Source organism: Raskinella chloraquaticus (SeqCode) (assembly GCF_021731865.1).
Taxonomy (GTDB): domain Bacteria; phylum Pseudomonadota; class Alphaproteobacteria; order Rhizobiales; family UBA4765; genus Raskinella; species Raskinella chloraquaticus.
Genome location: NZ_JAKFWN010000042.1, coordinates 38,977 through 52,422, shown reverse-complemented (window position 1 = coordinate 52,422; position 13,446 = coordinate 38,977). Strand labels below are relative to the sequence as shown.

Genomic DNA, 13,446 nt, shown 5'->3' with positions numbered 1-13,446 from the left:
CCATCATGCCGTCTTTTGACAGACCAGAGGACCACCCATGACCACCGGCCTGCGCTCCGGCCTCACCCAATATGGCGATGCCGAATTCTCCCTCTTCCTGCGCAAGGCCTTCATCAAGGCGATGGGCTACACGGATGAGGCGCTGACCCGGCCGATCATTGGCATCACCAATACGGCGAGCGATTATAATCCCTGCCATGGCAATGTCCCCGACCTCATCGAGGCGGCAAAGCGCGGGGTGATGCTGGCGGGCGGCCTGCCGATGGTCTTCCCCACCCTCTCCATCCATGAGAGCTTTGCTTTTCCCACCTCGATGTATCTGCGCAACCTCATGGCGATGGAAACCGAGGAGATGCTGCGGGCGCAACCGATGGATGCGGTGGTGCTGATTGCCGGCTGCGACAAGACGATCCCCGCGCAGGTGATGGCAGCCGCAAGCGTCGATCTGCCGTCAATCGTCGTGCCGACCGGGCCGATGAGCGTCGGCCATCACAGAGGCGAGATGCTGGGCGCGTGCACCGATTGCCGGCGCTTCTGGGCAGCGCACCGCGCGGGCACGCTGGCCGAAGGCGAGATCGAGGCTGTGAATGAGCGCCTCGCGCCCTCTGTTGGCACCTGCATGGTGATGGGCACGGCGTCCACCATGGCCTGCCTGGTGGAGGCGCTGGGGCTGGCGCTGCCGGGCGCGGCATCCGCCACCGCCACAAGTGCTGACAGGAAGCGCATCGCTGAGGCAAGCGGGGCGCGCGCGGTTGCTATCGCCAAGGCGCGCCACCCGAAGGTGGGCGCGCTTCTCACCGACAAATCGCTCCATAACGCGCTCGTGGTGCTGCAGGCGATCGGCGGCTCGACCAATGGGGTGATCCACCTCACCGCCATGGCGGGCCGCGCCGGCGTCACGCTTGATCTTGCCACGCTTGACCGGTTGGGCCGCGAGGTGCCGGTATTGCTGAACCTCAAACCCTCCGGCGCCTATTACATGGAGCATTTCCACCATGCCGGCGGCTTGCCACGCCTGATGCGCGAACTTGCCGACAATCTCCACCTCGATTGCCCGAATGTCGCCGGCACCACGCTTGGCGAGGTGATCGGCAAGGCCGAGGACGTGCCCGGCCAGGGCGTCATTTTCGCGCGCGACAAGCCGCTCAAATCAACCGGCGCGCTCGCCGTGCTCCTCGGCAATCTGGCGCCGCGCGGGGCTGTCATCAAGCAGTCGGCGGCGTCAAAAGACCTCATGTCCTGTAGCGGCCGCGCGGTGGTGTTTGACAGTGTGGAGGATATGGCTCAGCGCATCGATGATCCCGCGCTCGATGTGATGGAAGGCGATATTCTCGTGCTGCGTCATGCCGGGCCAAAGGGCGCGCCCGGCATGCCGGAGGCGGGCTATATGCCGATCCCGCTGAAACTCGCAAAGGCCGGCGTCAAGGACATGGTCCGCATTTCGGATGCGCGCATGAGCGGCACGGCGTTTGGCACCATCGTTTTGCACATCACGCCGGAAGCCGCCGAGGGCGGGCCGCTGGCGCTGGTTGAGAGCGGTGATGTGATCAGGCTCGACGTGCCGGGGCGGCGCATCGATGTGCAGGTTGATGAAAATGAGATGGCGCGCCGCCTCGCGACGTGGAAAAAGAAGCCGCCGCATCGCCCCCTCCCGGCGCGCGGCTATGCAAGGCTCTTTGCCCGGCATATCACCCAGGCAGATGAAGGCTGCGATTTCGATTTTCTGATGCACAAGGACTAGACCATGCTGCTTGATGCCAGCGCCTGCGGGCTCTACCCCATTGCCGTCACACCGTTTTTGCCCGATGGCGCCATTGATTTCGCTTCAATCGACCGCATGTGCGATTTTTATATCGCGTGCGGTGCGACCGGCCTCACCATTCTTGGCATCATGGGGGAAGCACCCAAGCTCGACAGCGTCGAATCGCTCGCCGTGGTGAAGCGCGTGACCGACCGCGTGAAGGTGCCGGTCATCGTCGGCGTCTCGGCGCCGGGGTTTGCGGCAATGCGCATTCTGGCGCTGGCGTCGATGGCGGCGGGCGCGGCGGGCGTCATGATCGCGCCACCGCCAAACCTGCGCACCGATGACCAGATCATCAGCTATTACGCGCAAGCGGTCGAGGCGATCGGCAACGATATTCCCTTCGTCATCCAGGATTATCCGCTTACACTCTCCGTCGTGATGACGCCAAAGGTCATCCGCCAGATCGTCATGGATCATCCCTCCTGTGTCATGCTCAAGCACGAGGACTGGCCGGGGCTTGAAAAGATTTCAACGCTGCGCGCCTTCCAGACGGAAGGGTCGCTGCGCCCGCTGTCCATCCTCACCGGCAATGGCGGGCTCTTCCTCGATTTCGAGCTGGAGCGCGGAGCCGATGGCGCCATGACCGGCTATGCCTTCCCCGACATGCTCGCCGATGTCGTGCGTCTGGCAAAGGATGGACAGCGTGAGAAAGCCCATGATCTGTTCGATGCCCATCTGCCGCTCCTGCGCTATGAGCAGCAGCAAGGCGTTGGTCTGGCGGTGCGCAAATACGTGCTGCAAAAGCGTGGCGTGATCGCCCACGACACCCAGCGCAAGCCTGCAGGTGGCATCACCGCGACCGCACGGGCGGAGATCGACTATCTCCTGACCCGGTTATCGCGCCATGACGAGCGGGCCAAACTCTGAAATAGTCATCCGGCCAGCTGTAAGCGAGAAAGAACGCCCGTGACCGCCGACCGTGCCCCTGCCGCAAGCCGGCACAAGCTTCATATCGTCGCCTCGAGCGCGCCGGAGGCGGTTGTGGCGCGCGAGCGGCTGATCGCGCGCTATGGCGACCAACCGGCCGAGAGCGCCGACATCATCGTTGCGCTTGGCGGCGATGGGCTGATGCTCGCCACACTCCATGCCTCGATGGGCAGCAACAAGCCGATCTACGGGATGAATCGCGGCTCTGTCGGCTTTCTGACCAATGATTTCGCCGAGGATGGCTTGCGTGAACGGCTTGATGCGGCGGTGCGCACCGTCATCCACCCCCTCATCATGCGCGTCATTGACGCCAGCGGGGTGGAGCATAAGGGCTGGGCCATCAACGAGGTGTCGATCTGGCGCCAATCCTATCAGGCCGCGAAACTCGCCATTTCGGTGGATGACAAGGAGAGGCTGGCTGAACTGAGTTGCGACGGGGTGCTGGTTGCCACGCCCGCCGGATCAACGGCCTATAATCTCTCGGCACAGGGTCCGATCATCCCCATCGGCTCAGCCCTTCTTGCCTTGACCCCGCTCAACCCCTTCCGCCCGCGGCGCTGGCGCGGCGCGTTGCTGGCGAACCGGGCGCGCATCATGGTGCGTGTTCTTGAAAGTGAAAAACGACCTGTCGCCGCCGTCGCCGATCATTTCGAGGTCCGTGACGCGGTTGAAATTCACATCGCCGAGGATCCGTCGATCGCACTGCCGCTGCTGTTTGATCCAGACCATAATCTTGACGAACGTATTCTTCGTGAACAATTCGGTAATTAGCCGGTAAACCTGCGTGAGATCGGCCATGCCCGACGCAGAACACTTTTTTTACTGGAAAGCCGTAATCTCGCATCTTGCTGTACGCATATGAACGGCAAAACGGCAAAAATTGTGGGTAATGTCCCGAGAAACTCGGGTCGGTGTCATGAATATTATCGATTTTTCCGTCCTGCGCACACTCATCATCGATGACAACGTTCACACGCGCCGCATGTTGCGGGCGATTTTGCATGGTCTGGGCGTGCGCGATATCAAGGAAGCGGATGACGGGGCAACCGGCCTTGAATCCTTCCAGACCTATTCACCCGACATCATATTGCTTGACTGGGTGATGCCCATTTTCGACGGCATCGAAGTGACCCGCATGGTGCGCAACGTCGATTCCAGCCCCAATCCCTTCATTCCGATCATCATGATCACCGCTCACGCCGAACGACACAGGGTGGTTACCGCGCGTGATGCCGGCATCACAGAATTCCTGTGCAAGCCATTGTCGGCGAAAGCACTCCATGACCGGATCGTCAATATCGTGCTCAATCCGCGGCCTTTCGTGCGCACCAAGACGTATTTCGGGCCAGACCACAGGCGCATCGCCACGTCCAACGGTCCTGGCGGAAAACGCAGCGAACCTGAACTGATCGATCAACGCTAACTGCAGAAAGCCACCAGCGAGACCTTGATGACCAAGCAAAACGCAGCGATTGCCGTGACATCGCAAAGCCCGTCAGGCGGACAATTGATCGATTCTCCACTCAATTTCCGCAAGCATGTGGTGCAGGTTACCGGTAGCAGCACGCTCGACATGGGGCCGATTGAGCGCGCGGAAAAAGCGTTGGCGGGGCTGGCTGACCAGTTTCCGACCTGGATGCAGGACGAGATCGCCGCCCTGGTAGGCGCCCGCGCCATGCTGCAATATGAAGGTTTGACGGAAGCAACCCGCCAACGCATCTATCTTGCTGCTCACAATCTGCGCGGCCAGGCCCAGATGATGAATTTCCCGCTCGTTGGCACCGTCAGCGACAGCCTGTGCAATCTTATTGATCGCGTGCCGATCGACCAGCTGCCACTGCCCATCATTGATCTGCATATCGAAGCCGCGCGCGCCATGATCAGCGAAAACGCCAGCGGCGAAAGCAATGGTGTTGCGCTCAAGCTGGCCGCGCAGCTGGGGATCGCCAGCGAAGGGATTATTCGCAAGTCGATCAGCACGGAAGCGGTGGATTAGGCAGATTGCGTTTACACGGATCGTGCGCTTATCTTATCGTGCGGGCATGGTGTTATCGAAACGCCGGTTTTCAGTTTTCGAGAGCATGCTCAGACGTTACATCAAGTCTCGCGTTAATCCGACGTTTCGTCACCCTCAAAACAGAAAATAGCGCTGCGCCATCGGCAGTTCGCTTGCCGGCTCGCAGACAAGCAATTCGCCATCGGCACGCACGGCGTAGGTTTCAGGATCGACTTCGATTACCGGCGTCGCGTCGTTGTGGATCAGGCTTTTCTTGGTAATGCCACCACGCGTGTTTTCGACCGGCAGGACAAGACGATCGAGGCCTAGGCGATCCTTGATACCATCCTCATAGGCTGCTTTTGACACGAAGGTGACGTTGGAGGCTGCCAGAGTGCGGCCGAACGAGCCGAACATCGGCCGGTAATGCACAGGCTGCGGCGTCGGAATCGACGCGTTAGGGTCACCCATGGGAGCTGCGGCAATCGTACCAAGCTTGATGATGAGATCGGGTTTGACGCCAAAGAATTTGGGTGACCACAGCACCAGATCAGCGAGCTTTCCGATCTCAACTGAACCGATGTGTTTTGACAATCCGTGGGCGATCGCCGGGTTGATGGTCACCTTGGCAATATAGCGCTTGACGCGGAAATTATCATTGCCTTTCCCCTTGTCCTCGGGGAGCGCGCCGCGCTGCTGTTTCATCTTATGCGCTGTTTGAAAATTGCGGATGATCACCTCGCCGACGCGGCCCATCGCCTGGCTGTCGGAGGAGAGGATCGACAGCGCGCCGAGATCGTGGAGGATATCTTCCGCAGCGATGGTCTCCCTGCGGATGCGGCTTTCGGCAAAGGCAATGTCCTCGGCGATGCGTGGCGACAGATGGTGGCACACCATGAGCATGTCGAGATGTTCCTCGAGCGTGTTGACGGTGTAGGGCATGGTCGGATTGGTGGAGGATGGCAGCACGTTCGCCAGGCCAGCCACTTTCAAAATGTCAGGCGCATGACCACCGCCCGCACCCTCGGTGTGGAAGGCGTGGATGGTGCGCCCCTTGAAGGCGGCAATCGTGTCATCGACAAAGCCCGATTCATTCAGAGTGTCGGTGTGGATCATCACCTGCACGTCGTAATCGTCGGCGACGGTGAGACAATTATCGATGGCTGCCGGTGTCGTCCCCCAATCCTCATGCAGCTTGAGCGCGCACGCACCCGCCCTGATCTGCTCGATGAGCGCGCCTGGAAGCGCTGCATTCCCCTTGCCGGCGAAAGCGAGGTTGATGGGCAGACCTTCAGCTGCCTCCAGCATGCGGGCGATATGCCAGGGGCCGGGGGTGCAGGTGGTGGCTGTCGTGCCCGAGGCTGGACCAGTGCCACCCCCCAGCATGGTGGTGAGCCCCGACATGAGCGCTTCCTCCACCTGCTGCGGGCAGATGAAATGGATGTGCGCGTCGATGCCGCCAGCGGTCAGGATTTTTCCCTCCCCGCCGATCACTTCGGTACCAGGACCAATGATAATGGAACGGCTCGGGTCCATATTGCCGAAGCCGTCCTGCACATCAGGATTTCCGGCCTTGCCGATGCTAACGATGCGCCCGTCGCGAATGCCGATATCGGCCTTGACGATACCCCAGTGATCAATGATCAGGGCATTGGTGATGACCGTATCGACGGCACCCTCGGCGCGCGTCCTCTGGCTCTGGCCCATCCCGTCGCGGATGACCTTGCCGCCACCGAATTTCACTTCCTCGCCATAGGTCGTGAAATCTTTTTCGACTTCGACGATGAGGTCGGTGTCAGCCAGGCGCACCTTGTCGCCAACCGTCGGGCCGAACATCTGGGCATAAGACGCACGTGAAATTCTGGCGGGCATAGAGCCTCCGCTGGTGTGGAACCGACCCTACAATTTGCCCATCACGGCCTGGCGAAAGCCGTAGACGGTGCGGGTGCCGCGAAACGGCACAAGCGTCACCTCGCGCGACTGGCCAGGCTCGAAGCGAACCGCAGTGCCTGCCGCGATATCCAGACGATGACCGCGCGCCTTGTCGCGATCAAAAGCCAGCGCCGGATTGGTCTCATAAAAATGGTAATGGCTGCCAACCTGAATCGGGCGGTCTCCGGTGTTGGCAACCATAAGGGTCACTGTCGTCTGGCCGGCGTTGAGTTCGATGTCGCCGGGCCCGGTGATGATTTCGCCTGGGATCATGATCGTTTCAGGCGGCCGTCGGGCATGGCTTGGCGCGGCTCACCCGCTTCTGCGAAGCGGGATATTTGGCCAGCATATTCACCGACCGAATGGGGCGGGGTACCAGATCCCCGCCGCAATTAGGGCAGCATCCTTTCAGGATGGCGGTGGCGCATTCGCTACAAAACGTGCATTCGAAACTGCAGATCCGGGCCTCGCTCGAATGAGGCGGCAGATCGTGATCGCAGCATTCACAGTTGGGGCGCAGTTGCAGCATCATCGTCGTCCTCATTGTCAGCGGATCGGCTCGTGCACGGTGACCAGTTTCGTACCATCAGGAAAAGTCGCTTCGACCTGAACGTCGTGGATCATCTCCGATATGCCATCCATGACATCGGCCCGCGTCAAGACATGGGCACCGGCCTGCATGAGGTCGGCAACGCTGCGCCCGTCGCGCGCGCCCTCGACGATGAAATCGCTGATGAGGGCTATTGCTTCAGGATAGTTGAGCTTCACGCCACGCTCGCGGCGCCGGCGCGCCACATTGGCTGCCATGGCGATCAGAAGTTTGTCCTTTTCACGCGGCGTAAGATGCATGAACCGTTCCGACTCTCCTGCGGATTCCTGAGCGCCCAGCGTACATCAAATTTCATCGCGCTGACACTGCGATCTCAATTCTAGCGATGCGAAACGCCACCCGAAAGCTGAAATCGCGGGCAGCCTCATCAAATATCAGTCGCTAGATCATCCAGGCGCGCGGCATATCGCGGCCTCGCCACGCCGTAATCACCGCTACCAGATCCCGGCGCAGATCGACCGCATTTGCAGCAACAAATCGCATTGCAAGCAGCCCATTGACGGCGCTGGCACCGGTTTCCGAGCGGCAGGCTGCAAGATTATCACGCGCTTCCCCCAGCCGGCGTTCGGCGTCGGGCGCTGCATATAGCACGGTGGCGATCGCTCCTGTTCCGCCGCCGCGAGCCGGCCGGCTGAGCGCAGAGCGCACCGGACCTGACAAGGACAAGGCATCAGCGTAGATCAACCGCCCGTCGCGGCGAATGGCGATGCGGTCATGAAGGGCCAGTGTGTTGATGGTTTCGCCTGACGCCGAGCGGCCGGGCACCAGCGCCTCGACGCCGAAAAAATGCGAATCGCCCGTCATCGCGACATTCAGCCGACGTTGGAGACCCGCTCCGTCAAAGAGGATCGTTTCCTGCGGCAACCAGTCGCATCGGCCGGCTGACCCAACGACAATAGTATTCTCAACCACCGCCTGGCCGCTTTCAGCGCGATAAATCTTCTCACACGCCTGGGTGGCGATCACCGCGTGCGCTCCCTCTGCGACATCGAGTGAAACAACGAGCCGGTCACCTCCCGTGAGGCCGCCGGCGGTATTGATGATCACAGCCTCCAGCGGCATGCCTTCGGCCATCGGGAAGCGAATTTTTGCCGCACCTTGCTGGAAGAGATCGGCCAGGCGCGTGCGCCCGGCGATCATGTGCACGGCGAGGCGCGCATTCCCGACTGCTCTTTGAAGAGGCGGCGGGGCGCATAGGCTTTGACCAGTCATTCGGCGTCGCTCATTTTTTCAGCAAATTACAGATTAAATTCGAAGCAGAAACGGGGTCGCCTGGACAAAAGCAAACGCTTATAGCCCCGTCACCGCAAAACCTACCGTGTTTTTCACGTCGGCTGGCGATGCGCTGACATCTTGGCAATGGCATGAAAATCGCACCGTGTATTCAACAAGTACGGACGCGCGACCAGTTCATGAGGCCGATGGCAGACGAGCCGACCCATCCTTTTGATGACCAGAAGGGAAACATCGACCCGGTGCAAGCGGGCGGCGTGTTAGCCTTGCGCGTTGCCGCGATGCGGGCGCTGCTGAATTCACTGGGGCCGTGTTCGGACAGGGAGGCGCTGGCGCTGCTTCGCGAGGCATTCCCCGATTTGCCTCTGGCCGAGCGTATCGAAGCCTTCGGTCATTGGCGGGGCTAAGGCCAAACGACCCGTGCCAACCATCCGCACCAACATAATTTTGCCGCCACCTTCAAGCTTAACCAACACGATGCTAGTCTGCGACGTCAAGTGGATCGTCGTCAGCGTCGCATCAGGATTCGTCGGCAGGGTTGAGGAATAAATGAATATCGCCTGCATTATCGCCCGCCGCCTGGTTCCAGCGATGGCGGTTGCAATGTTGTTTGCCTCGAGGCTGGTTGCAGCGCCTGACAGCACGCAGGCACGTCTGCCAACGATCAGCGTCAGCCAGGTGGAGCGGGCGGCAATGAAAGACCAGTTGCTGGTCACGGGCTCGTTCATCGCCCGCGAGGAAGTGCTGGTTTCACCTGAAATCGACGGGCTGGCGATTGTCGATATCCGCGCCGAGGAGGGAGACAGGGTCGAAGCGGGGCAGATATTGGCGCGGCTCAATGATGAGATGCTGCGGGTGCAGCTTGCCCAGAACGCCGCCCAGATCGCTCGCGCTGATGCTGCCATCGATAATGCCCGCGCGCAGATCGCCGAGGCCGACGCCAACCGCGAGCAGTCTGCGGCTGCGCTGGAGCGCGCCAAATCATTGCGTGGCAGCGGCACCATCACGACCGATGTCTTTGAACAACGGGTTGCAACAGCGAAGGTGAGCGAGGCCCGCGCCAATGCCGCCCGCCAATCGCTTGGCCTTGCCGAAGCCGATCGGGCGCTGGTTGAAAAGCAGCGGGCGGAAATCCAGCTCCGACTCGCACGCTGTGACATTCGCGCGCCGGTTTCCGGCATCATCTCGCGCCGCACCGCGAAAGTCGGGCAGGTGGCAAGCGGAATTGCCACGAGCGAGCCGCTTTTTCGCCTTGTTGCCCGCGGCGATATCGATCTTGAAGCCGATATCCCCGAGGCAAGCTTCGCCCGCCTCAAGATCGGCCAGCCGGTGACGATTGATGTCCTTGGCCATGACGACGCAATCACCGGGCTTGTCCGCCTGATCGCGCCTGAAATGAACCGGACCACCCGCCTTGGTCGCGTGCGCATCGCGATCCCCGCCAATTCGCCTGTGGCGCTTGGCGCCTTCGGGCGCGGCATCGTCCTGATTGCCGAGCGAAATGCCCTCGTCGTGCCACTTTCTTCCGTGTCATTTGGCGGCGAGGACGCCAGCGTGCAGGTGGTGCGCGAGGGCGTGGTTGGAACGCGGCGCGTTGAAACGGGCATGCGGTCTGGCGGACGCATCGAAATTACCAGCGGCATCGGCGATGGCGAGGCGGTGGTCAGTGTTGCCGGTACCTTTGTGCGCGATGGCGATCACGTGCGCCCCGTGCCCTACGTCGCGGCGAGATAGGCGGCTGCGATGCGCCAAACGCCTCCGACCGGCGACATGACGCCACCTGCCGTCAGCGCCACTTCGTGGAATTTTTCTGCCTGGGCGATCCGCAATCCGGTGCCGCCGACACTCCTCTTTGTCGTTCTCCTCTTTCTGGGCTGGACCAGCTTTCTCAACCTGCCGGTCACCCGCTTTCCCAACATCGACGTGCCGCTCGTCTCGGTGCGCATCACGCAATCAGGCGCAGCACCCAGTGAGCTCGAAACGCAGGTCACGAAACTCGTCGAAGACGCGGTCGCCAATATCGCCGGCGCCAAGAACGTCTTTTCCGCGGTGTCCGACGGTCAGTCGGTAACCTCCATCGAGTTTCGTCTGGAAGTCGATGTCGACCGGGCGGTGAACGACGTCAAGGATGCCGTCACCAAAATCCGCATCGATCTGCCACGCACCATCGATGAGCCGGTGGTCGAACGCATCGTGATCGAAGGGCAGTCGATCATCACCTACGCAGTGACAGCGCCGGGCAAGACGCTGGAGCAATTGTCATGGTTTGTCGATGACACTGTGAAGCGCGGACTGCAGGGTCTCAAGGGCGTCGGACGGGTGGATCGCATCGGCGGCGTTGACCGCGAAATCCGCGTTCTTGTCGATCCCGACCGGCTGATGTCCCTTGGCCTGTCGACCTCTGACGTCAACCGCCAGCTGCGGGTAACCGTCGTTGATCTTGCCGGCGGGCGCAGCGAAGTCGGGGGGCAGGAGCAATCGATCCGCACCCTTGCCGGCGCTCATTCACTGGATGATCTGGCGGAAACGAAAATTCTGCTGTCGGGCAACCGACAGACACGCCTGTCGGATATCGCCTCGGTCGAGGATGGCTATTCCGAGCCGCGCTCCTTTGCCCGCGTCGATGGCAAGACGCCGGTTGTCGCGTTCAGCATTTTCCGCACCAAAGGGTCAAGCGACGTCACGGTTGCCGACGGCGCGGCGCGCAAGATCGCCGAGCTGGCGACAGCCTATCCCGATATCGATTTTTCGATCATCGATGATTCCGTCTCGTTTACGATCGGGAATTACAAATCGGCGATGTCGACGCTTGTCGAAGGCTCGCTTCTTGCCATCATTGTCGTGCTCATCTTCCTGCGTGACTGGCGCGCCACACTGATAACGGCGATTGCCCTGCCGCTATCGGCCATTCCGACGTTCTGGGCGATGAGCCTGATGGGTTTTTCGCTTAATCTCGTCTCGCTGCTGGCGATCACACTGGCGACCGGCATTCTCGTTGATGACGCCATCGTCGAGATCGAGAATATCGTGCGCCACCAGCGCATGGGCAAATCGCCTTATCGGGCAGCGATGGAAGCAGCCGACGAAATCGGTCTGGCGGTGATCGCCATCACCTTCACCATTGTCGCGGTGTTTGCCCCGGTCAGTTTCATGAGCGGTATTGCCGGACAATATTTCAAGCAGTTCGGTCTGGTTGTCGCGACATCGGTGTTGTTTTCGCTTCTGGTGGCGCGCCTCATCACGCCGATGCTGGCTGCCTATTTCATGAGCCCCAAGCCGCATGCCGAACCGGTCGACGGCCTGATTATGCGCGCTTATGTCAAGGTGCTGGAAGCGACTTTGGCGCGCCGCTTCCTCACCCTTGCCGGCGGCGTCGTCGTTTTTGTGGTGTCGATCATCGGCATTACCTTTCTGCCGACTGGCTTCATTCCGCCGGAGGATTCAAGCCGGATCGTCATGTCGGTTGAATTACCGCCAGGCTCAACGCTTGCAGATACGCGAGCCAAGACGGATGATCTGGCGCGCCTGATTGCCAGCAATATCCCGGAAGTGAGAGCCGTATTCGCCATTGGTGGCGCTTCCCCCACGGGAACGCTTGATATCCGGCGGGCCTCGGTGCTGGTCAAACTCGTCCACAAATCGCAACGCGCGCGCTCTCAAAAGCAGATCGAAAGCGTGCTCGCAGCCCTTCTTCTTGACGTTGCCGATGTCCGCGCGTGGTATGTCAATCCGCGAGGAGAGCGCGAAGCAACCATCACGCTGGTGTCGGGCGATGCGCAGGCTCTGAAAACGTCGGTAGCGGCCATCGAGACGGCGATGCGCAAATCGCCGAACCTGAATAATGTCGCCAGCGCAGCCGGCGTCGAGCGGCCGGAAATCCGCATCGTGCCGCGCCTTGACGACGCGGCGCGCTACGGGGTGGCGACGGATGCCATCTCGGAAGCGGTCAGGGTGGCGGCCATCGGCGATATCAACGCCAATCTTGCCAAGTTCAATCTGGCGGAACGCACCGTCCCCATCCGCGTTCAGCTGCCGCCTGCCGCGCGACGTGATTTCGCGCTGCTCGAAAGCCTGCCTGTCGTTTCGGCAGCCGGCGCACAGGTGCCGCTATCGGCCGTCGCCACGCTCGCTTTTGGCCAGGGGCCAGCATCAATCGACCGTCTCAATCGCAAGCGCCGCGTCAGCATCGGCGCCGATCTAAGGCCGGGGATCGCCATCGGTCAGGGGCTAGCCGAGATTTCCGCCCTGCCGGAAGTCAGCAATCTGCCGCCGGGTGTCGAGATCGCCAAGACGGGTGATGTTGAGGCGATGGCTGAGGTTTTCCAGAACTTCGCGCTCGCCATGGGGACCGGTTTGCTGATTGTTTTTGGCGTGCTGGTCCTGCTCTTTGCCAGCGTCTTTCAGCCGATCACCATTCTTCTGTCGTTGCCGCTGTCGATTGGCGGCGTCATTCTTGGCCTCACACTCACGAGCAAGCCGATCAGCATGCCGGTCGTCATCGGCATCCTCATGCTGATGGGCATTGTCACCAAGAACGCCATCATGCTGGTCGATTTTGCAGTTGAGCGGGTCAAGCACGGCATGTCGCGCAAGGATGCCATTATCGATGCCGGACGCAAGCGCGCGCGGCCCATCGTCATGACGACGATAGCGATGGTGGCCGGGATGATTCCTGCTGCCTTCGGCCATGGCGATGGCGGCGAGTTCCGCGCGCCGATGGCGGTCGCGGTCATCGGCGGCCTGATCGTGTCAACCGTTCTGAGCCTGGTCTTCGTGCCGTCCTTCTACATCATCACCGACCGCGTCGGCGAGCTGGCCGGCCAGTTCTTCAGCCGGTTTGTGACGCGCAGCAGCGATCAGGTGACGTCCGCATCGCTCCTGGCTTTCGTTGATCCCGAGCGAACGAAAACGCCGCAGGATTACCGCCCCGCAGCGGAGTAGCGC

Annotated in this window: 13 protein-coding genes; 8 read left to right on the top strand and 5 right to left on the bottom strand. The window is 61.1% G+C overall.

Annotated features, from left to right (window positions below):
• Positions 1-37 precede the first annotated feature (37 nt).
• The 5 genes from ACINK1_RS13845 to ACINK1_RS13825 all read left to right on the top strand — a co-directional run bounded on the left by ACINK1_RS13845 (position 38) and on the right by ACINK1_RS13825 (position 4,727).
• A complete protein-coding gene (locus ACINK1_RS13845; RefSeq protein ID WP_376800463.1) occupies positions 38-1,741 on the top strand; it encodes an IlvD/Edd family dehydratase in 1,704 nt (567 codons plus the stop codon).
• Between the two features lie 3 nt (positions 1,742-1,744).
• Positions 1,745-2,671, top strand: a complete 927-nt coding sequence (locus ACINK1_RS13840) for a dihydrodipicolinate synthase family protein (protein WP_376800464.1) — start codon at positions 1,745-1,747, stop codon at positions 2,669-2,671.
• A gap of 39 nt (positions 2,672-2,710) precedes the next feature.
• Positions 2,711-3,502, top strand: coding sequence for an NAD kinase (locus tag ACINK1_RS13835; protein WP_376800465.1), 792 nt, complete (start codon positions 2,711-2,713; stop codon positions 3,500-3,502).
• Between the two features lie 145 nt (positions 3,503-3,647).
• Positions 3,648-4,154, top strand: coding sequence for a PleD family two-component system response regulator (locus ACINK1_RS13830; RefSeq protein ID WP_376800466.1), 507 nt, complete (start codon positions 3,648-3,650; stop codon positions 4,152-4,154).
• A 27-nt stretch (positions 4,155-4,181) separates the two neighbouring features.
• On the top strand, positions 4,182-4,727 hold the full coding sequence (locus tag ACINK1_RS13825; protein WP_376800467.1) for a hypothetical protein: 546 nt from the start codon (positions 4,182-4,184) through the stop codon (positions 4,725-4,727).
• Positions 4,728-4,862: 135 nt separating this feature from the next.
• Here ACINK1_RS13825 and ureC read toward each other — a convergent pair whose 3' ends face one another.
• The 5 genes from ureC to ACINK1_RS13800 form a co-directional block, all read right to left on the bottom strand.
• Entirely contained in the window at positions 4,863-6,599 is a 1,737-nt protein-coding gene (gene ureC / locus ACINK1_RS13820) for an urease subunit alpha (protein ID WP_376800468.1), read from the bottom strand.
• Between the two features lie 27 nt (positions 6,600-6,626).
• Positions 6,627-6,932 (bottom strand): urease subunit beta, encoded by a 306-nt coding sequence (locus ACINK1_RS13815; protein WP_376800469.1) that lies wholly within the window; start codon positions 6,930-6,932, stop codon positions 6,627-6,629.
• 7 nt (positions 6,933-6,939) lie between these two features.
• Complete coding sequence (locus ACINK1_RS13810) at positions 6,940-7,188, bottom strand: DUF1272 domain-containing protein (protein WP_376800508.1); 249 nt, start codon at positions 7,186-7,188, stop codon at positions 6,940-6,942.
• A 17-nt stretch (positions 7,189-7,205) separates the two neighbouring features.
• Entirely contained in the window at positions 7,206-7,508 is a 303-nt protein-coding gene (locus tag ACINK1_RS13805; protein ID WP_376800470.1) for an urease subunit gamma, read from the bottom strand.
• A gap of 142 nt (positions 7,509-7,650) precedes the next feature.
• Positions 7,651-8,409, bottom strand: coding sequence for an urease accessory protein UreD (locus ACINK1_RS13800; RefSeq protein ID WP_376800509.1), 759 nt, complete (start codon positions 8,407-8,409; stop codon positions 7,651-7,653).
• A gap of 281 nt (positions 8,410-8,690) precedes the next feature.
• On the opposite strand from ACINK1_RS13800, the gene ACINK1_RS13795 reads away from it, so the two are divergent.
• From ACINK1_RS13795 to ACINK1_RS13785, 3 genes are all read left to right on the top strand, one after another.
• The gene (locus ACINK1_RS13795; protein ID WP_376800471.1) at positions 8,691-8,909 is read left to right on the top strand and encodes a hypothetical protein; all 219 of its coding nucleotides are present in this window, start codon (positions 8,691-8,693) and stop codon (positions 8,907-8,909) included.
• A 142-nt stretch (positions 8,910-9,051) separates the two neighbouring features.
• The gene (locus ACINK1_RS13790) at positions 9,052-10,236 is read left to right on the top strand and encodes an efflux RND transporter periplasmic adaptor subunit (protein WP_376800472.1); all 1,185 of its coding nucleotides are present in this window, start codon (positions 9,052-9,054) and stop codon (positions 10,234-10,236) included.
• 9 nt (positions 10,237-10,245) lie between these two features.
• A complete protein-coding gene (locus ACINK1_RS13785) occupies positions 10,246-13,443 on the top strand; it encodes an efflux RND transporter permease subunit (RefSeq protein ID WP_376800473.1) in 3,198 nt (1,065 codons plus the stop codon).
• Positions 13,444-13,446 lie beyond the last annotated feature (3 nt).